Source organism: Nakamurella multipartita DSM 44233, from assembly GCF_000024365.1.
GTDB classification, from domain to species: Bacteria; Actinomycetota; Actinomycetes; order Mycobacteriales; family Nakamurellaceae; genus Nakamurella; species Nakamurella multipartita.
In genome coordinates, this window is record NC_013235.1 from 4075710 (window position 1) to 4095092 (window position 19383).

Annotated in this window: 19 protein-coding genes and 1 pseudogene; 10 read left to right on the forward strand and 10 right to left on the reverse strand. The window is 68.5% G+C overall.

Annotation, left to right across the window (positions count from 1 at the left end):
- Window positions 1–188: 188 nt before the first annotated feature.
- The 6 genes from NAMU_RS18370 to NAMU_RS18395 all read right to left on the reverse strand — a co-directional run bounded on the left by NAMU_RS18370 (window position 189) and on the right by NAMU_RS18395 (window position 5324).
- The gene (locus NAMU_RS18370) at window positions 189–713 is read right to left on the reverse strand and encodes a DUF4389 domain-containing protein (protein WP_015748850.1); all 525 of its coding nucleotides are present in this window, start codon (window positions 711–713) and stop codon (window positions 189–191) included.
- A 59-nt stretch (window positions 714–772) separates the two neighbouring features.
- Window positions 773–1696 (reverse strand): integrase core domain-containing protein, encoded by a 924-nt coding sequence (locus NAMU_RS18375; RefSeq protein ID WP_015747798.1) that lies wholly within the window; start codon window positions 1694–1696, stop codon window positions 773–775.
- A 164-nt stretch (window positions 1697–1860) separates the two neighbouring features.
- Window positions 1861–2205 carry a hypothetical protein gene (locus NAMU_RS18380; protein ID WP_015747797.1) on the reverse strand — a complete coding sequence of 115 codons (345 nt, stop codon included), beginning with the start codon at window positions 2203–2205 and terminating at the stop codon, window positions 1861–1863.
- Window positions 2206–2490: 285 nt separating this feature from the next.
- Window positions 2491–3306 (reverse strand): ABC transporter permease, encoded by an 816-nt coding sequence (locus tag NAMU_RS18385; protein ID WP_015748851.1) that lies wholly within the window; start codon window positions 3304–3306, stop codon window positions 2491–2493.
- Window positions 3303–4244, reverse strand: coding sequence for an ABC transporter ATP-binding protein (locus tag NAMU_RS18390; protein ID WP_015748852.1), 942 nt, complete (start codon window positions 4242–4244; stop codon window positions 3303–3305). The genes NAMU_RS18385 and NAMU_RS18390 overlap by 4 nt, the downstream gene beginning before the upstream one ends.
- A 111-nt stretch (window positions 4245–4355) precedes the next feature.
- The gene (locus NAMU_RS18395) at window positions 4356–5324 is read right to left on the reverse strand and encodes an NAD(P)-dependent alcohol dehydrogenase (RefSeq protein ID WP_015748853.1); all 969 of its coding nucleotides are present in this window, start codon (window positions 5322–5324) and stop codon (window positions 4356–4358) included.
- A gap of 546 nt (window positions 5325–5870) precedes the next feature.
- On the opposite strand from NAMU_RS18395, the gene NAMU_RS18400 reads away from it, so the two are divergent.
- Complete coding sequence (locus NAMU_RS18400; RefSeq protein ID WP_015748854.1) at window positions 5871–6542, forward strand: TetR/AcrR family transcriptional regulator C-terminal domain-containing protein; 672 nt, start codon at window positions 5871–5873, stop codon at window positions 6540–6542.
- A 519-nt stretch (window positions 6543–7061) separates the two neighbouring features.
- Here NAMU_RS18400 and NAMU_RS18405 read toward each other — a convergent pair.
- On the reverse strand, window positions 7062–7523 hold the full coding sequence (locus NAMU_RS18405) for an SRPBCC family protein (protein WP_015748856.1): 462 nt from the start codon (window positions 7521–7523) through the stop codon (window positions 7062–7064).
- Window positions 7513–7797, reverse strand: coding sequence for a hypothetical protein (locus tag NAMU_RS18410; protein ID WP_015748857.1), 285 nt, complete (start codon window positions 7795–7797; stop codon window positions 7513–7515). The genes NAMU_RS18405 and NAMU_RS18410 overlap by 11 nt, the downstream gene beginning before the upstream one ends.
- 30 nt (window positions 7798–7827) lie before the next feature.
- Here NAMU_RS18410 and NAMU_RS18415 point away from each other — a divergent pair, with 30 nt between their 5' ends.
- Together NAMU_RS18415 and NAMU_RS18420 are read left to right on the forward strand one after the other, a co-directional pair.
- On the forward strand, window positions 7828–8118 hold the full coding sequence (locus NAMU_RS18415) for a type II toxin-antitoxin system ParD family antitoxin (RefSeq protein WP_015748858.1): 291 nt from the start codon (window positions 7828–7830) through the stop codon (window positions 8116–8118).
- Complete coding sequence (locus NAMU_RS18420; RefSeq protein ID WP_015748859.1) at window positions 8118–8477, forward strand: type II toxin-antitoxin system RelE/ParE family toxin; 360 nt, start codon at window positions 8118–8120, stop codon at window positions 8475–8477. Before NAMU_RS18415 ends, NAMU_RS18420 begins: the two co-directional genes overlap by 1 nt.
- 73 nt (window positions 8478–8550) lie before the next feature.
- On the opposite strand, the gene NAMU_RS18425 is transcribed toward NAMU_RS18420, so the two are convergent.
- Complete coding sequence (locus NAMU_RS18425) at window positions 8551–9615, reverse strand: hypothetical protein (protein WP_015748860.1); 1065 nt, start codon at window positions 9613–9615, stop codon at window positions 8551–8553.
- Window positions 9616–9662: 47 nt separating this feature from the next.
- Between NAMU_RS18425 and NAMU_RS18430 the strand changes: the two genes are divergently transcribed.
- The 7 genes and pseudogenes from NAMU_RS18430 (at window position 9663) to NAMU_RS18455 (ending at window position 18337) form a co-directional block, all read left to right on the forward strand.
- Entirely contained in the window at window positions 9663–9929 is a 267-nt protein-coding gene (locus tag NAMU_RS18430) for a transposase (protein WP_015748861.1), read from the forward strand.
- Window positions 9930–9976: 47 nt separating this feature from the next.
- Window positions 9977–10219: pseudogene (locus NAMU_RS31900) on the forward strand (IS3 family transposase); the annotation flags it as partial.
- Between the two features lie 165 nt (window positions 10220–10384).
- Window positions 10385–13285: an FAD-binding and (Fe-S)-binding domain-containing protein gene (locus tag NAMU_RS18435; RefSeq protein ID WP_015748862.1), complete on the forward strand. Its 2901-nt coding sequence runs from the start codon at window positions 10385–10387 to the stop codon at window positions 13283–13285.
- Window positions 13286–13687: 402 nt separating this feature from the next.
- The gene (locus NAMU_RS18440) at window positions 13688–15376 is read left to right on the forward strand and encodes an L-lactate permease (protein ID WP_015748863.1); all 1689 of its coding nucleotides are present in this window, start codon (window positions 13688–13690) and stop codon (window positions 15374–15376) included.
- A gap of 99 nt (window positions 15377–15475) precedes the next feature.
- Window positions 15476–16225, forward strand: coding sequence for a (Fe-S)-binding protein (locus tag NAMU_RS18445; RefSeq protein ID WP_015748864.1), 750 nt, complete (start codon window positions 15476–15478; stop codon window positions 16223–16225).
- Window positions 16222–17706 (forward strand): LutB/LldF family L-lactate oxidation iron-sulfur protein, encoded by a 1485-nt coding sequence (locus tag NAMU_RS18450; RefSeq protein ID WP_015748865.1) that lies wholly within the window; start codon window positions 16222–16224, stop codon window positions 17704–17706. Before NAMU_RS18445 ends, NAMU_RS18450 begins: the two co-directional genes overlap by 4 nt.
- Complete coding sequence (locus NAMU_RS18455; protein ID WP_015748866.1) at window positions 17699–18337, forward strand: LutC/YkgG family protein; 639 nt, start codon at window positions 17699–17701, stop codon at window positions 18335–18337. Before NAMU_RS18450 ends, NAMU_RS18455 begins: the two co-directional genes overlap by 8 nt.
- Here NAMU_RS18455 and NAMU_RS18460 read toward each other — a convergent pair.
- The gene (locus NAMU_RS18460; RefSeq protein ID WP_015748867.1) at window positions 18334–19326 is read right to left on the reverse strand and encodes an IS481 family transposase; all 993 of its coding nucleotides are present in this window, start codon (window positions 19324–19326) and stop codon (window positions 18334–18336) included. The genes NAMU_RS18455 and NAMU_RS18460 overlap by 4 nt on opposite strands.
- Window positions 19327–19383 lie beyond the last annotated feature (57 nt).

A 19383-nucleotide genomic window follows, 5' to 3' on the forward strand; every position in this document is an offset into this window, starting at 1 on the left:
CTTCTCAATCGCAACACTTCTCGTTCTACCGCCGTGGCGTCACGTGGCCACACATGAGGTCACGATGCCCGAAATCCGTGGCGCTGGATGCGACTCGCCCGTCGCCGACCAGCCTTTGACGACGCGGGGTTTCCCCGGTGTCATACCGAGGGCCCCGGTCACCGGGTGCCGTCCGAAGCCGGTGGCCGTCAGCCGGCTTGCAGGCTGAACGGCGGGTACCGGTCGGTGAGCAGACCGGTATAGGCCTGCACGCGCACGCTGTAGCGGTAGACGGCGACCAGGAAATCGCGGAGCGACTGCGGGTACTCCCCGGTGATCAGGACAGCGAGGAACCCGGCAACCAGCACGGCGATCGCCGCGATGCTCAACCCGAACAGCACCAAGTAGTGCGGGACGGCGAGCAGCCATTTGACCAGTGGCTGCCACCGGGACAACTGCTCCGGGTAGGTGAACGTGACCAGGGTGGGCGGGTCGGCGCCGTCGTCGGCGGCGGTCGGCTGGAAGTCGAACGGCGGGTAGTCCGAGCGGAGGAACAGCGCGTAGCTGACGGTGCGCCATTCGTAGCGGAAGGTCATGGCGATCGCGTCGAACAGGGGCCGCGGAATACGCCGGGTGCCCAGCACGGTGACGAACGCGACCAGCGTCAGCACGGCCCGCACCACAGTCAAGGCGTATGCGATGAACAGGTGCGGAATGGCCAGGAGCCATTGCACGAGTGGTCGCCAGCGTGCGATGACGTGTGTCTGACTTAATGACGCATTTCGGCGTTTGATTAGCCAACATCGTCGGGCTCCGGGGCGGGTGGTTGGTGTTGGTCGTTCCGGTGCTCGCGGTGCCAGGTTAGCCGTCGTTGGCGGGCGGTTTCCAGGCCGGCCTGGCGGGCCTTGCGGATCTGGGCTCCTCGTCCTTGGTGTTCGTCGTTGGGACAGACGTAGCCGATGCCCTGGTGCAGCCGGACCCCGTTATAGTGCGCCCGCACCTGGTCCAGTTCGGCACGCAGCGTAGCCGGGTCGCGGATGGCCAGGAGGTGCGGGTACTCGGCCTTGAGGTGCCCGTTGAGGCTCTCGATCCACGCCTGGTCGGTCGGTGTGCCGGGCCGGCCGAAGTGCTGGGCGATCGCGCACAACGCCATGAACTCGCGGGTCGACCCGGAGGTCATCTGCGGGCCGTTGTCCGAGATCGCCAGCAGGATCGGCCGGTGCTCGTCGTCGACGCCCAGGTCGACGCGGCCGTCGTCGTGCCGGGCGTCGACCAGCTGTAGCAGCCCCTCGGCGTGCAGGGCGCGGGTGAAGCCGACCTGCACCTGCGTCGAGGTCTCCTCGGCCGACACGACCGTGCTCAGCCACTTGCGGGAGACCAGGTCCTCCACGATCAGCACCGCCATCCCGGCCCTGGTGAAGTGCGTTGTGTCGTAGATCCACAGACTGTTCGGCTTGTACTCGGCCCATTCCGGGAACGGCCGCTTGGAGCTGCGGCCGGGCTTGGGCAGCGGCCGGAAGTGCTTGTCCGCCAGGAACAACACTCGCCGCACCGTTGATGGTGACACCCATACCCGGCCCAGGTAGGAGCCCCGGTGGGCCAGCTTGCGATGACTGCGGTCGGTCTCGCCCCACTCGTCGAACAAGGCCAGGACCGCGGCCACCTCATCGTCGAGCAGGCCGTGCATCGGCGACCCGCCCGGCGGCGAGTCGGCCAACCGTCCCTCGGCTCGGCGGTCCAACCAGCGGTACGCGCGTCGCTCGGGCAGCTCCAGTACGCCGCACGCGTCGCGTAGGGACCAGCCGGCGTCCAGCGCCTGGTCCAGCAGCGTGAGCAGCTGATCCTTGATGGCCGCCTCGACGCGGCGCGGGACCCGGCCATCTAGGCCCAGCCGCCTTTTCCCTCGACCAGGGTGAGCTTGACCGCCATCTGCTTGACCGCCTCGGACAGCCGGGCGATCTCGGCTTTCGCGGCCTCCATCTCGTAGTCCCGCTGCGCCGCCGCGACGCCGGGCTTGGACGCAGCGAGCGCGGCCAACGCACCCTCCTTGGCGACGGTGCGTATCCGCATGATCGTTGATCGGTCGACCTGCTGCTGCTCGGCGGCCTCGGCGATCGTCACCTCCTGCCGGACCAGTTGCAGCCAGATCTCGTACTTCTCCGAGGGCGTCAGGAACCGCTTGGTGCGCCGGCCGGCACGGTCCTTGCCACGATCGGGTTGGGTCATCTTCGGATCCTCCGAGACGGGTCGAAGGAGTCGTCGGATGTTGGCTGATCAACACGCCGATCTCTGACACGAAGTCAGAAGCAAAACAGCGATCTGCGGCGTGCCGTGGAATTCGAGTCGGGTGGGATACTGGGTGGCCAGGGACATGGTGCCCTCCTTGGGCGAATTGTCAGCGGATGATGTTCGGCGGCCATGACGTTCCGGGCGAGGTGAATCGACGACGAGGCAACACCGGGACCACCACAGTGTGATCCTGGTGTCGATCTCCGGGCGGCGGTCTGGGGTTCAGGCGTCGACGCGGCGGAGCCGCCAGGCGGCGAGGCCGATCAGGACCGCGGCGTAGCTGCACATGACGGCGAAGCCGGTCCATGGGGTCAGGGGGTGGGCGACGCCGAAGGTGCCGTCGAGCATCACGGCACCGGCGTTGGACGGCAGGTACTGCACGAAATGGTCCGTCAATGCGGTGGGCAGCAGGTTCGTGAGCGGTGGGATCACGAAGAACACCGCGACGAAGGTGGTGATCGCGGCGGCGGTGTTGCGGAGCAGCGCCCCCAAGGCGATGGCGGTGAGTCCGGCCACGGTCAGGTACAGCGCCGCGCCCAGGACCGATCGCAGCGCCCCCGGGTCGGACAGCGTCACTCCCAGGTGCTTCCCGCTGAGCAGCGCCTGGCCGATGAAAAAGGAGGTGAAGCTGGCGGCGAGCATGGTCAGGAACGTGGTGCCGGCGAACACGGCGAGTTTGCCCCACAGCGTGGGGAGCCGGCTGGGCACCACCGTGAGGGAGGAGCGGATCATCCCGGTGCTGTATTCACCGGTGATCAGCAGCACACCGAGTACTCCGACGGCGAGTTGCGCGAAGAACGTGCCCGTCAGTGAGGTGGAAATGGCGGTGGCGCCCGGTTCGAATCCGGTCGCCTGGCTGGCGGTGATCGCGGCGAACATGGCCCCGAGACCGATCATCAGCATGACGGCGATCAGCAGGGTGGAGACCGTCGACCGCAGGGACCGGAATTTGGTCCATTCCGACAGCAGGACCCGGGCCTGGGTGACTCGCAACTGGGTGCCACCGTCGGCGCCGGTCGGGGTGAGGGTGCTGGTCATGCCGCCACCGCCGCGATGGTTGGGGAGCCGGTGGTGTCGGTGGAGCGGTACTCGACGGAGTCGCTGGTCAGGGTCATGAATGCTTCCTCTAGGGAGGCCTGTTGCACGGTCAATTCGAAAATGGGTACCCGGTGCTGCCAGGCGACGGTGCCGATGTGTTCGGCGGTCAGGCCCTCGATCTGCAGCACGTCGGGCTGCGCGGTGGTGATGGTGACGTCCGGGCCGAGGAGCAGCTCCCGCAGCCGGGTGGTTTCGGGGGTGCGGACGGTGACGGCGTGGTGTGATGCCTGGGCGATGAACTCCTCGACGGTGGTGTCGGCGATCAGCTTGCCGCGGCCGACGACCACCAGACGGGATGCGGTTTGGGCCATTTCGCTCATCAGGTGGGAGGAGACGAAGACGGTGTGCCCGTCGGCGGCGAGGTCTTTGAGCATGGTGCGCATCCAGAGCACCCCTTCGGGGTCCAGGCCGTTGACCGGTTCGTCCAAGAGCACGGTCTGCGGGTTGCCGAGCAATGCCGAGGCCACCCCCAGCCGTTGGCCCATGCCGAGGGAGAACCCGCCGACCCGTTTGCCGGCGACCTGCTGCAGGCCGACGATGTCGATCACCTCGTCCACCCGGCGCCGGCTGATGCCGTTCGTCTGGGCCAACGCGAGGAGGTGGTTGCGGGCCGACCGGCCGGTGTGCACCGCCTTGGCTTCGAGCAGCACCCCGAGTTCGGCCATCGGAGCAGCCGCGGACCGGTAGTCACCACCATTGACGGTGACCCGTCCGGTGGTCGGTTGGTCCAGGCCGGCGATCATCCGCATCGTGGTGGACTTCCCGGCGCCGTTCGGGCCGAGGAACCCGGTGACAATTCCCGGTTGGACCACGAAACTCAGTCCGTCCACCGCGAGCTTGGTCCCATATCGCTTGCTGAGATTTTCCACTTCGATCATTGTTTTGCCTTTCGGGCATGGTGGGGACCGCCGCGCCGTGGCGACGGAGCCGGGTGACGAACCTGATGGAATGCTCTGTCGCAGCACACTTGTCCGGAGCGGCGCCGATAGTCAGATGGTGATCGCGATCTTTCCCTTGACCGTGCCGCCCTCAAGGTGCCGCATCGCCGTGGATACCTGGTCCAGCGGGTAGGTGCGGTCAATGCTGGGGGTCACGGTGCCGGCGCCGATGTGCTGGGCGAGGACCTCGCTGTCGGTGGCCCGTTCCTTGGACGCCAGGCCGGTCAGCCGCTGCCCGATGAACGGGGTCAGAATCAGCGCTCGCAGCTGCCGCCCGATGCCGCCGGTGATGTTGCCCTTGCTTTCGCCGCCGACGATGACCGCGGTCCCGGTGGGGGTGAGTGCCCGGCGGAGCCTGGACAGTGGGGAGTTACCGGCGATGTCGATGATCAGGTCGTAGTGATGGGCGCCGTCGGCGAAGTCGTCCCTGGTGTAGTCGACGACCCGATCCGCACCCAGACCGGTGACCAGATCCATCTTGTTGGTGCTGCACACCCCGGTGACCTCCGCGCCGGCAGCCTTGGCCAGTTGCACCGCATAGCTGCCGACGCCGCCCGACGCGCCGATGATCAACACCCGCTGTCCCGCCGACACCCGCCCGGCCCTGAGGGCCTGCAACGCGGTGCCACCGGAGATCCCGACGGTGGCGGCCTGCTCGAACGAGGCGTTCGCCGGCTTGTGGGCAAGCTTGTCCTCCCGGGCGGCGGCGTACTCGGCGAAGGAACCGCGGCTCATCCCGAACACCTCATCACCCACACCGAACCTGGTCACCGCCGAACCGACCGCGGCAACCGTCCCCGCGACATCCACCCCAGGCACCCGGTTCTTCGGCCCGCGGAACCCGAACCCCATGATCCGCATCAGATACGGCGTGCCGGTCATCAGGTGCCACGTCCCCCGATCAAGACCGGCCGCGTGCACCCGAACCAGTACCTCGTTGTCCGCGATCTGGGGTCGTTCGATCTGCGCCGAGCGCAGCACATCGGCCGTGCCGTAGCTGTCCTGCACGATCGCCCGCATCATCCGTTCCGTTCGTGCCGGGCCGGTGTGGGCGACCGTCGTCTGCTTGCTGTCGAATCCCATGATTGCTTCCCTTTCCCGGGGCTGAATGGTCCATGCCGACGTACTTAGTACGAACCGTACTCGTACTAAGTACGAGCCGCTAGGCGGCCAGGACGCCTATTCCTAATGCTGGCTTCGGTGGTCCGATCGGAGAACGTGGGCTTCCCTCCCGGTTTCTGGCTGGTCGACTCCGCATGCCCCCATCGGCGGCCGGGCATCGGCCGTCGTCGTGATGGTGGAAGCCAAGGAGATTGTCGTCCGCACCGCGGTGGCCGGGCATCGGCTGCCGCACTGCCGGTGGGATGACTCAACTGGCTTGGGCCTTCGGTGTGAAACCTCTCTTGTCTCAATGTGGAGACCATGACCGTGCTGGGTTGCGCTCCGGTAGGAGGCCGGTGGAGCCGGGTGGAGAGCGGTTCTTTCCAGGATGGCTCGATGCTGTGCTCGTACTAAGTACGAGTGTACAGTACTAAGTACGAGATGGCTAGCGTTCGGGAGGCGCGGATGTCACAACCAACCAGCGGTAGTACCAAGGAACGCGTTCCGCTCAGCCGGGACCGGGTGCTGGCCGGCGCGATCACCGTCGCCGACGCCGGCGGGATCGGGGCGCTGACCATCCGCACGCTCGCCCAGGAACTCGGCGTCAAACCGATGTCGGTCTACCATTACGTCGCCAACAAGGACGAAATCATCGACGGCATCGTCGATCTTGTCTACGCCGAGATCGACCTGCCGGTGCCCGGCGGTGACTGGCGGGACGAGATGCGGCGGCGAGCCCACTCCGCTCGCCGGGTGCTGGCGAATCATCCCTGGGCCACCCCGTTGCTGCAGTCACGGCTGAACCCCGGGCCCGCGACGCTGCGACACCACAACGCTTTCATTGCCACCCTGCGGGCGGCGGGTTTCTCGGTGGAACTGACCGCCCACGCCTTTGCCCTGATCGACAGTTACGTTTTCGGGTTCGCCCTGTCGGAGAACGCGCTGCCCATCCACGGCCCGGACAGCGTCGCCGACACCGCCGCGTCGATGATGCATTTCTTCGACGCCGAGGCCTACCCGTCCCTGCTCGAGTTCACCATGGAGCACATCATGCGACCCGACTACGACTTCGGCGAAGAATTCGAGTTCGGGCTCGACCTGATCCTCGACGGCCTCGCCCGCTTCGTCGGATCGTGAACCCCGCTCGACGGCCGAAGGCGAAATGATCGCCCGGATGAGTCGGAACGATGAATGCGGGGCGTCGCTTCCTCTATCGTGCGGGTGGCTCTCTCGGCAGCGGCACACGATAGGCGGGAAGTCTTCGTCGCGTAGAGTGATGAGAGAGTGAACGGGGTTGTCGAGCGCGGCGGCGTGACCGATCTTGTTGGGCACCCGGGTCGGTCCAAACGGTCCGAGGCGGGGAGCGAAGGGGGATCGAATGGGACTCGACGAGTGTTCGTACGCGCGGCAGATGGGCGCCATCAAAACATTAATGGCCTCCCTGCCGCCCGGCTGGCAGTCGACGGCTTCCATGCCGATCCAGCATGACCCACACCCGGAGGATCCCCGGCGGCCCGGCGTTCCCAATCCCCGACGCCACATCAACGCCCCGGTCTGACCGACGCGGCCGTCAGCTCGCCACGCCGTCACCCAACGTCCGTGGTCAGTACACCTAGCGACCCTCTACCCGCAACCGAAGTGGACGTCCCCGACGGCCTACCCGAGGATTCGGCTCAGCTGCCGGTCTTCGAGGATCGCCTTGAGTCGCTCCAGGTCCTTCTGGTTCGCCCTGCGCATCGAGGCAACCATCATCGGTGCCGCCATCTTGCCGAAACCGCTGGGCTCACCCGCGTTCCGCAGGGTCATCAGGGTGCCACCGGACTCCGCGTCCCGCCAGGTGTAGGTGGTCTGCATGGGGAACGGCCCTTGGGCGGTACTCATCACGAAACGCTCGTCCGGGACGATCTCACGGACCTCGTAGGTGTAGGCGATCCGCCGACCCAGGAACTGCGCCACGAACGCGATCCGGGAACCGACGACCGCCGGCGCAGGGGTCTGCCAGCTGACCGACTTGATGTTGACGTACCAGCGGGTGGCGTTGTCCGGGTTCGACACGAACTCGGCGACGACGGAACGGGGGCAGTCGATCTCGATCGAAGTCTCGACGTCAACCGCCATGACCCGATGGTAGGCCGGCGACGTCGCGGCTCACCCGGGTGCACGCCCGGATCGGCATTCCGACGCCGACGATGGCCACGACAATCCTGGTCCAGACCAGCCGAACCAGGCCGTCCAGCACGGCCGAGCCGGTTCGATACCCCGGCCGATCCGGCTGCGCGTGGACCCGCAGCCCCAGGATGAAAGCCTCCGCCCCCTGGCCGCCGTCCACGCCCCGGGGGGCGAAGCAGGCGGCGTTGCGTCGGACGGTCGATGCCCGGTCGACCCCACCCATTGGCATAAACTGCCAATGGAGGTGGTTGTCGTGGCGACCCGGAACGTTGTCCTGAGTCAGCACCAGCATGAACTCGTCGAGTCCCTGGTGGCATCCGGGCGGTACCAGAATGCCAGTGAGGTGCTGCGCGAAGGTCTGCGCCTGCTGGAGCACCAGGAGGCGGAGAACGCGGCCAGGATCGCCGTGCTGCGTGAGGCCGCCGACAAGGGGTGGGCAGATCTCGCCGCGGACCGCTACGAGGACATCGCCGATGAGAACCTTCACGACTTCATCGGCCAACTCGGCATCCAGGCGGCCGCACCGCCGCCGTCGGCAGGCTGATGGCGGACTACCGCCTCACTCACACCGCCCGCGCCGATATCGTCTCGATCCTCGCGTGGTCCCACGAACAGTTCGGGGAGCAAGCCCGCAAGCGTTACGAGGCCTTGATCGCCACCGCCATCCGCGACGCCGCCTCCCGCGGTGGCGACGGCGGACACACGCTGCGCCCGGAACTCGGGGAGGGCGTCTTCACCTGGCACCTGGCGCGCAGCCGCGGCCGCACCCCCGGAGGCAGAGTCCACCGACCGCGACACTTCCTCGTCTGCCGACGCGACGGTGACACGCTGGTCATCGGTCGGGTCCTGCACGACGCCATGGACCTGCGACGACACGTCGACCCGCGACGGACCTGGGACTAGCGGGTGCACCCCGTCGACGAGTACCAAGGACAGCCGGTTGGACCACTTCGGGTCGGGCCCGCGATGGTGGTCATCACGGAGCCGTCGCCACCGTCAGGAGCTGGTCGATCCGCTCCTTAATCTCGACGGCCCGCCGGTCGACGTCGGCGAGTTCGTCGGCGATGCCGGCCAGCTCGGCCAGGTCGGATCGTCGCTGATCCCACGCCGCCCGCGCTTGTTGTTTCGTGTAGCCAGTGCCGACACCGTGGTGGGGAGCGGGCGACGCCGGCTCGCCGGCCCTGGGGACCACGTCCAGGTCCCGATGCACCGTGACGATCCCGTCCAGCAGATCCCGAGCCTGCCGAGACACCGCGTGCGGCGACATCGGGCTCAGCGGGAACGGGGCGTGTCCCCATTGATTGACCGGCGCCAACAAGGGGTGGCCGCCGGACCGCTCATCCAGCGCGAGCGGTTCCCGACACACGTGCGGTGACGTGCCGGTCAGCGACTCAAGCTTGCGCAGGTGCCTCGAGACCGCGGGGGTGGCGATCTTGGTGACGATGACGTCGTGGGTCTGCAGCCAGCGGGCGACCGCGCATGGCCCGCACAGCACTGGGTCGTGCACCGCCGCCACGGTTCGGAGCTGACCGGGGACCCTGATGGTGGCGACGCCGTCGGCGACGGTGACATCGCCGGCCGTCAGCTGCGCGAGGTGCCGGTGCGGGATCTGGGCGAGTTGGGACAGGACGAGCAGGCACCGGTCCCGTTGGCCGAACAGGCCGCCGGTCCAGCCGCGGCTGGGTAGCAACCGCAGGGCCCCGTCCACCCGAGCAACGGTCTTCGGTGTGACCGGTGGCAGGTCGGCGGGTGGGCGGCCGAGCGCGTTCCGGACCCGGGGGTCGGCGCCGGGCGGTGGATGTCCGGCGCTGGTGTGGTGGTGGTCGATGGCGATGACCCGCCGCCGCCGGGTGGCGGCGGCGGCCGGGCAGTCGACCAGGAAAGCCAGCACGGTGGTCGGGTCGGCGGGCAGCGGCTGGTGGTCGGTGGCGTCGCACCAGTCGACGAACAGGGCCCAGTCCGCCGTGTAGGCCCAGTTCTCCCGAACGTGACCCAGGCCGCAAGGTAGCGGTGTGGGCTTCCCCTCGTAGCGTGGAGGCATCGCCTCAAGGAGGTTGGCGGTGACGGAGACACGACGGAGGTTCGATCGTGAGTTCCGCGATGGTGGCGGTTCGGATCCTCCGTGAGACCGGGAAGCCGATCGCGCAGGTGGCCCGGGATCTGGGGATCAATGAGGGCACCTTGGGGAACTGGTGCGCCCAGGACCGGCGGGCACGGGGTGAGGGCGGCGGCCCGGTGACTGAGGACGAGCGCGCGGAGCTGGTCCGGTTGCGGCGGGAGAACGCGGAGCTGGCGATGGAGCGTGATGTCCTCAAGCGCTCGGTGGCCCTCTGGGTGCGGGATGCGATGCGGTGAGCACGGCCGCATTCATCGCTGCTCAGAGGGCGAACATGCGGTGCCGCATGCAGTGTCGTGTCGGGCATTGGGTGTGTCACCGGCCTGGTTCTACAAGTGGCGGCCGGGTCAGCTGTCCGCTGCGCCGTCAGCGGCGGGCGGTCTTGGCCGCGTTGATCAGTTACGTGTTCAACAAGCATCGCGGCACGTACGGGTCGCCCCGGATCGCCGCCGACCTGGGTGATCTGGGGTGGCGAGTGAGTGTCAATACGGTCGCGGAGATCATGGCCGAGCGGGGGTTGGCGGCCCGGCGCAAGCGCCGGTGCCGGGGCACCTGTCATGGGCGCGGCCCTGGGGGTATACGGTGTCCTCGACCAGGTGCCCGACAAGATCGACAGCTTGGGCCTGTTGCTCGGGATGTGCGTGCTGGTGTACTTGCAGTCCATGCCCGTGATCGGATGGATGGTGGTGGGCTGATGTCCCTGTCAACGAGGCCGCATGGGGGAGCCCCCGAGCAGGTCGCATCGGTCCTGCTGCCACCCGCCGACCCGACTCTGCTCGATGCGCTGCAGCGGGCGCTGCCGGAGCCGGGACAGCTGCGCACCCGCGCGCTGGACCGATTGGCCCTGGGTCACGACGCCTCGCACTACTTCCTCACCCCGACGGCCGTGGTCACCCCCCGTGACGCCGACGACGTCGGCCGGCTCTTCGAGGTCTCCGCGGCGCGCGGGGTGCCGTTGACGTTCCGGTCCGGCGGCACCAGCCTGTCCGGCCAGGCCGGCACTGCCGGCATCCTGGCTGACACCCGCAAGCACTTCCGGGGCATCGACGTGCTGGACGACGGCGCCCGGGTCCGGGTCGGTCCCGGTGCCACGGTGCGTCAGGTGAACGCTCGGCTGGCCCGGTTCGGACGCAAGCTCGGGCCCGATCCGGCCAGCGAGATCGCCTGCACGATGGGCGGTGTCGTCGCCAACAACTCCAGCGGGATGGCCTGCGGCACGACCCAGAACACCTACCAGACCCTGGAGTCGCTGGTCCTGGTGCTGCCCAGCGGCACCGTCCTCGACACCGGCGCGGCCGACGCCGACGAGAAGCTGCGGTCGACCGAGCCGGCGCTGTACGAAGGGCTGGCCCGGCTGCGGGGCCGGGTCCGCGGCAACACCGAGTCGCTGCGCATCATCGCGGCCCAGTTCGCGATGAAGAACACCATGGGATACGGGCTGAACTCGCTGGTCGACCACACCCGGCCGGTGGACATCCTGACCCACCTGGTGATCGGCAGCGAGGGCACGCTGGCGTTCGTCGCCTCCGCGATGTTCCGCACCGTGCCGCTGCTGCGGCACGCGATGACCGGGCTGCTGGTGTTCGAGGACCTGTCCGGCGCCACCGGGTCGCTGCCCGCCCTGGTGTCCACCGGGCCGGCCACTATCGAACTGCTCGACGCGACGTCGCTGCGGGTGGCCCAAGCAGATCCGGGCTGTGACGAGATCATCCGGCGGATCACCGTGGACCGGCATTCCGCACTGCTGGTCGAGTACCAGGCCGACTCGATCGAGGCCGTCAGCGAATTGTCACAGGCCGCCGGCCCGGTGTTGCGGTCGATCCCGGTCACCGGTCCGGCCGAGCTGACCGCCGACCCCAGGGCCAGGGCCCGGCTCTGGCACACCCGCAAGGGCCTGTACACCACGGTGAACGAGGCCCGGCCATCCGGCACGACTGCGCTGCTGGAGGACATCGTCGTCCCGGTCCCGAAGCTGCTGGACACCTGCGAGCAGCTGATCGACCTGTTCGCCAAGCACAGGTATACCGACAGCGTGATCTTCGGGCACGCCAAGGACGGCAACATCCACTTCATGCTCACCGAGCGCCTCGGCGCCGGGGGAGACCTGCAGCGATTCGCCGAGTTCACCGAGGACATGGTCGAGCTGGTGCTGGCCAACGGCGGCAACCTGAAGGCCGAGCACGGCACGGGCCGGATCATGGCGCCGTTCGTGCGCCGTCAGTACGGCGACGAGCTGTACGAGGTGACCCGGGAGATCAAGCAGCTGTGCGACCCGGCCGGACTGCTCAACCCTGGCGTGATCATCACCGACGACGACCAGGCCCACCTGCGGGACCTCAAGGTCACCCCGACCGTCGAGCAGGAGGTGGACCGCTGCGTGGAGTGCGGCTACTGCGAGCCGGTCTGCCCGAGCCGGGATCTGACCACCACCCCGCGCCAGCGGATCGTGCTGCGCCGGGAAATGCAGCGGGCCCGGGAGGCCGGCGACACTGCCCTGCTGGCCGAGCTCGAGCAGGAGTACGACTACGACGGCGTGCAGACCTGCGCGGTCGACGGCATGTGCCAGACCGCCTGCCCGGTGTTGATCAACACCGGTGACCTGGTGCGCCGGCTGCGGGCCGAGTCGGTCGGCAAGGTCACCGCGAAGGGCTGGTCCTACGCGGCCAAGCACTGGGCCGGCACCACCAAGCTGGCCGGAACCGCGCTGTCGGTGGCCGAGAAGACCCCGTCCATCCTCATCACCGGGCCGAACGAGCTGGCCCGGACGGTGATCGACCCGGACATTCTGCCGCTGTACTCGCCGGAGCTGCCCGGCGGCGGCCGGCAGCGGCCCAAGGGCGGTGGCGACGAACCGACCGCCCCGACGCCCACCGCGGTGGAAATCGTCTTCTTCAGCGCCTGTGTCGGCACCATGTTCGGCCCGGCCGACGGGGGACCGGGCGCCCGCGAGTCGTTCGTCCGGCTGTGCGAACGGGCCGGCGTGTCGATCACCTACCCGGCCGACCTGCCCTCGCTGTGCTGCGGGACGCCGTGGAAGTCCAAGGGCATCTCCGACGGCTACCGGGTGATGCTCCGCAAGGTGTTGCCGCGGCTGTGGGAGGCCTCCCGGCACGGCGAACTGCCGATCGTCTGCGACGCCTCGTCGTGCACCGAGGGTCTGCGGCACATGCTGCAGAGCGAACTCGCCGAGGGGCACTTCCAGGGCCTGAAGATCGTCGACGCGACCGCGTTCGTCGCCGAGCACGTGCTCCCCAAGCTCGACATCAAGCGCCGGAAGTCGGCGATGGCGCTACACCCGACCTGCTCGTCGACCCAGCTGGGTCTCAACGACACCCTGAAGTCGGTCGGCGCATCGGTCGCCGACTCGGTCACCGTGCCCGACAACTGGGGCTGCTGCGCCTACGCCGGCGACCGTGGCATGCTGCACCCGGAGCTGACCGAGTCGGCGACCAAGGGCGAGGCACTGGAGATCCGCCAAGGGAACTTCGACGCCTACGCCTCCTGCAACCGGACCTGCGAGCTGGGCCTGACCCGATCCACCGGCCACGAGTATCAGCACATCCTGGAGCTGGTGGACTGGGCCAGCGCCCCCTGAGACGCAGAGCCCGCTGCCGGAGTTTCCCGTTCACGGGGATCTGCGCCGGCCCGCCACTTCAGTGGCGCGCCGTGACTCGGCCGACGACGCGCGTCCCGGCCTCCGGGGCAGCCGCGCGGCCCGTCCGGAACACCCGGCGCTGAGAACCACGGCTCCGATCCCGCCAACTGCGGATGCCCGTCCTGCCAAATCGGTATATGAATTGAGGACTAATCGGGTAGAACGCGGGCCGCCCCAGCGACTGCGGTATGCCCGGCCTGCCTAATCGGTATAGGAGCGGAGGACTTCTCAGGTAGAACGCGACCCCGATCACGGCCACGATGAGCAGCGGTCACGGGACGCTGTCACGCCGCGTCACACGTCTCGGTAAGACCAACGCTCTATCAAGTACATGGAGGTTCAATGGCGACCCCGTACCAGCCCGACGTTCAAGCGGTCGGCGACAGCGTTTTCCTGACGGCGATGGTGTCGATCATCCCACTGCTCGTGGTGTTCGTCTTCCTCGGGGTTCTGAAGACGAAGGCGCACATCGCTGGTCTGGCGGGTCTGGCCGCCGCGATCCTGGTGGCGATCCTGGCGTTCGGGATGCCGGTGGATCTGTCCTTGCTGGCCGCGTCCCAGGGCTTCGTGTACGGCCTGTTCCCGATCATGTGGATCGTCATCGCGGCGATCTGGTTGTACGAGTTGACGGTGATCAGCGGGCGGTTCGAGGATCTGCGGACCGCGTTCAACCGGGTCTCCGACGACCCGCGGATCCAGGGCATCATCATCGCGTTCTGCTTCGGCGGTCTGCTCGAGGCTCTGGCCGGGTTCGGCGCCCCGGTGGCGATCACCGGTGTCATGCTGGTCTCGTTGGGCTTTTCCGCGATGCGGGCCGCGGCGACCGTGCTGTTGGCCAACACCGCGCCGGTCGCGTTCGGCGCGATCGCCATCCCGATCATCACGGCCGGCAACCTGACCGGCATCGACTACCACGAGATCGGCGCCGTGGTCGGCCGGCAGTCCCCGATCCTGGCGGCATTCGTCCCGCTGCTGCTGGTGTTGATCGTGGACGGCCGGCGCGGGCTGCGACAGACCTGGCCGGCTGCCGTCGTGGCCGGCCTGTCATTCGCCGTCGCCCAGTTCCTGAGCTCGAACTACATCTCGGTCGAACTCACCGACATCATCGCCTCCCTGGTCGCGCTGCTGGCCGTAGTCCTCCTGCTGCGGTTCTGGACGCCCAAGGGTGGGGACGAGGCCCGCCAGCGGCTGGCCATGGCCGCGAAGGACGAGCACATCGAGCCGGTCACCGGCACCGGTGGGTCCGCGCCAGTGGCGACCGAGGTCTCGACCGAGAAGTTGACCGTCGGCCGCACCGTGATGGCGTTCCTGCCCTACCTGGTGGTCATCGTGGTGTTCACTCTGGCCAAGTTGTGGGCGCCGCTGAAGACCTGGCTCGCCGGTACCGACGTCAAGATCCCCTGGCCGGGGTCGGACGGCTTCATCCTGAATGTCAGCGGCACCACCTCGACCGCCACCCAGTACACCCTGAGCTGGCTGTCCGGGGCGGGCACCCTGTTGCTGATCTCCGGCATCATCGTGGTGGCCGCCTATCGGATCTCCCCCGTCGTCGCGGTCAAGGAGTTCGGCCGCACCATCTACAAGTTGCGGTACGCGCTGCTGACCGTGGGCAGCGTGCTGGGTTTGGCCTACGTGATGAACCTGTCCGGTCAGACGATCACCATCGGTCAGTGGCTGGCCGCCGGTACCGGCGCGTTCTTCGCGTTCCTGTCCCCGATCCTGGGGTGGGTGGGTACCGCTGTCACCGGCTCGGACACCAGCGCCAACGCCCTGTTCGCCACCCTGCAGCAGTCCGCGGCCGAGGAGGCGGGCCTGGATCCGACGCTGCTGGTCGCCGCGAACACGTCCGGCGGTGTGGTTGGCAAGATGATCAGTCCGCAGAACCTGACCATCGCTGCGACCGCGGTCGGTCTGCTCGGCCGGGAGTCCGACATCCTGCGCCGGGTCCTGAAGTGGAGCATTGGCCTGCTGCTGGTGATGTGCGTCCTGGTCTACCTGCAGAGCAACGTCCTCGCCTGGATGATCCCCTGACCTGCGTCGATCATTTTCGGACGGCGTCCGTCTGATAACGGCTGTTGATGCCGCACCCCAACTTTCTCCGCCGCCGCACTGAGTTGACCGGAGTTCGTCATGCGTATCGCGTTGATCGCCACCTGTCTGGGTGACGCTCTGTTCCCCGAGGTGGCCAGGGCCACCACCCTGCTGCTGGAACGCCTCGGCCATGAGGTGGTCTTCCCGCCCGACCAGGTCTGCTGCGGGCAGATGCACGTGAACACCGGCTACCTCGCCGAGGCGGTGCCGGTGGTCCGGCATCACGTCGAGGTGTTCGAGGCCGCCGACTTCGACGTGGCCGTCGCCCCGTCGGGGTCGTGCGTGGGCTCGGTCCGGCACCAGCAGGCGATGGTCGCCCGCCGGGTCGGCGACACCCTCCTGGCGCGGCGGGCCACCGCCCTGGCCGGCCGCACCTACGAGCTGTCCGAACTGCTGGTCGACGTGCTCGACGTGACCGACGTCGGCGCCTACTACCCGCACCGGGTCACCTACCACCCCACCTGCCACTCGCTGCGGATGCTGCGGGTCGGCGACAAGCCGCTGAAGCTGCTGCGCCAGGTGCAGGGCATCGACCTGGTCGAACTCCCGGGCGCGCAGGAGTGCTGCGGGTTCGGCGGCACGTTCTCCATCAAGAACGCCGACACCTCCTCGGCGATGCTCGCCGACAAGGTCCGCAACGTGGTGGGCACCGGCGCCGACCGGTGCACCGCCGGCGACGCGTCCTGCCTGATGAACATCGGTGGCGGCCTGTCCCGGCAGGACACCGGGGTCCGCACGATCCACCTGGCCGAGATCCTGGCCTCCGCCCGAGAGAGTGTGGCCGCATGAGCACCTTCCTCGGCATTCCCCGGCGTGCGTCCCACGAGGACGAGGAGTCGCCGCTGCGCGGCACCCTGCCGTTCCCCAAGGCGGCCCGAAAGGCCCTGGCCAACGACCAGCTGCGCCGCAACCTGGCGCACGCCACCGCCGTCATCCGGACCAAACGGGCACTCGTGGTCGACGAGATGCCGGACTGGGAGGCGCTGCGGGACACCGGGTCCGCGGTCAAGACGCAGGTGATGGCGAACCTGCCGGAGCTGCTGGAGCAGTTCGAGGCGAACGTGATCGCCCACGGCGGCGTCGTGCACTGGGCGGCCGACGCCGAGGAGGCCAACCGGATCGTCACCGACCTCGTCCGCGCCCAGGACGTGGACGAGGTGATCAAGGTCAAGTCGATGGCCACCCAGGAGATCGGGCTCAACGAGTACCTGGAAGAGCGCGGCATCGCCGCGGTGGAGACCGACCTGGCCGAGCTGATCGTGCAACTGGGCCACGACAAGCCCTCGCACATCCTGGTCCCGGCGATCCACCGCAACCGGACCGAGGTCCGGGACATCTTCCTGGCCGAGATGGCCGACGCCCCGGCCGATCTCACCGACGAGCCGCGACGGCTGGCGATGGCCGCCCGGGACCACCTGCGGCGCAAGTTCCTGCGCAGCAGGGTCGCCATCTCCGGCACCAACTTCGGCATCGCCGACACCGGCACCATCGGCGTGGTCGAATCCGAGGGCAACGGCCGGATGTGCGTGACCCTGCCCGAAACTCTCATCACCGTCATGGGCATCGAGAAGATCCTGCCCACCTTCACCGACCTGGAGGTGTTCCTGCAGCTGCTGCCCCGCTCCTCCACCGGAGAGCGGATGAACCCGTACACCTCGCTGTGGACCGGCGTGACCCCCGGCGACGGCCCGCAGAACTTCCACATCGTGCTGCTGGACAACGGGCGCACCAACGCACTGGCCGACCAGGTCGGCCGGGCCGCGCTGCACTGCATCCGCTGCTCGGCCTGCCTGAACGTGTGCCCGGTGTATGAACGGACCGGCGGCCACGCCTACGGTTCGGTGTACCCCGGCCCGATCGGCGCGGTGCTCACCCCGCAGCTGACCGGCATGCACGGTCACCACGACGTCAACTCCACGCTGCCCTACGCCTCCTCGCTGTGCGGCGCCTGCTACGACGTCTGCCCGGTCAAGATCGACATCCCGACGCTGCTCGTCGAGCTGCGTGGCCGGGCGGTCGACTCGGACAGGGGTCGAACCATCCCCGGCGGCTGGGACGCGGCGATGAAGGCAGCGTCCTGGGTGATGAGCGACCCCAAGCGGTTCGTCGCCGCGGAGAAGGCCCTGGCCGCCGGACGCCTGGTCGCCGGCCGGGACCGCAAGATCAAGCACCTGCCCTACCCGGGGTCGGCGTGGACACAGAGCAAGGACATGCCGGCCCCGCCGAAGCAGACGTTCCGCCAGTGGTGGCAGGAGACCCATCATGAGTAGCCGGGATGCCGTGCTCGGCCGGATCCGGTCCGCACTGGCCGCCGACACCGACCCCCCACCGCCGGTGCCCCGCGACTACATCCGGGTCGGCGCGAACCCGCCGGGCAGCGAGCCCGTGCTCGAGCTGATGGTCGACCGACTGGTCGACTACAAGGCCCAGGTCCGCGAGATCTCCCCGGCCGAACTCGATGACGCCATCGACGCCGCCCTGACCGATCAGGCCTCGGTGGTCATCGCCGCCGACCTGGACCCCGATCTGGTCGAGCCGACCCGACGCAGCGGCCGCGCCGTGACGGTGGACGGGGACCCGACCGTCCTGACCCCGGCCGAACTGGACGCGATCGACGCCGTGGTATCCACCGCCCAGGTCGCCATCGCGCTGTCCGGCACGATCATCCTGGACGCCGGGCCCGGGCAGGGCCGGCGGGCCATCACCCTGGTCCCGGACTTCCACCTGATCGTGCTGTACGCGGACCAGATCGTGCAGACCGTGCCCGAGGCCATCGCCCGGCTCGACCCCCTCCGACCGCTGACCATGATCGCCGGGCCGTCCGCGACCAGCGACATCGAACTGGAACGCGTCGAGGGGGTGCACGGCCCGCGCACCCTGTACGTGCTCATCGTCCGCTAGTTGTTGAGCCCGGACAGGTTGGTAACGGCTGGCGTGCGGTAGGCGGGCGGTTTGCCCTTCAGCGCGGTGTGCGGCCGATGGTAGTTGTAGCGGTGCACGAACCCGGCCAGGGCGGCGGCTCGTTCGTCGTTGCAGGACCAGGCCTGGCGGTAGGCCCATTCCCGGGCCAGGGTCCGGTGGTACCGCTCGACCTTTCCGTTGGTCTGCGGTCGGTACGGTCGGGTGTACTTGTGGACCGTGGCCCCCAGCGCGGTGTTGAAGTCCTTGCCGCGGTAGCAGGAACCGTTGTCGGTCAGCACCCGGTGGATCCTCTCGATGCCGTGCGCGGCGAAGAACTCGACCGCGCGGGCCCAGAAACCGGCCGCGGTCACGGACTTCTCGTCGGCCAGTTCTTCGGTGTAGGCCAGCCGGGACCGGTCATCGATCGCGGTGTGCAGGAACGCGTACCCGGGTCGCTGACCCCGCTGGGAGGCTCGGTGGGCGTCGTTGCCCCGGCCGTGGATTCGCCAGCCGCCGCCGTCGGGGATGCGGCCGATCTTCTTCACATCGACGTGGATCAGGTCACCGGGCGCGGCCCACTCGTACCGGCGGACCGGTTCCCGCAGCTGATGGCCGGTGACGTCCAGGTGCCGCAGGCGAGAGATGCCCCGGCGCACCAGGACCCGGTGGATCGTCGACGGCGCCAGCGTGATCCCGAACTCGCGCAGCTCCGCGGCCAGCATCACCGGACCGAGCTTGAGGTGCCGCCGCAGATACTCCACGACGTCCTCGACCTGGGCGTCGACCTGGCCGGGTGAGGACACCGGGCGCGACGAGCGGTCCTGCAGGCCGGCCGGACCGTCGGCCTTCCAGCGGGCGTGCCACTTGGCCAGGGTTTGCCGGGCCACGCCGGCCTCGGCGGCGACGTGACAGATCGGCCGACCGGCGTCGACGCGCTGGCACAGGCGTCGGCGTCCCTCGGGGGTCAGCGGGGCGTTACGGTGGGCCACGAGGGTCCTCCTGGTTCGGCGTGTTTGCTTGGTCGCTTCACACCTCACCAAGGGATG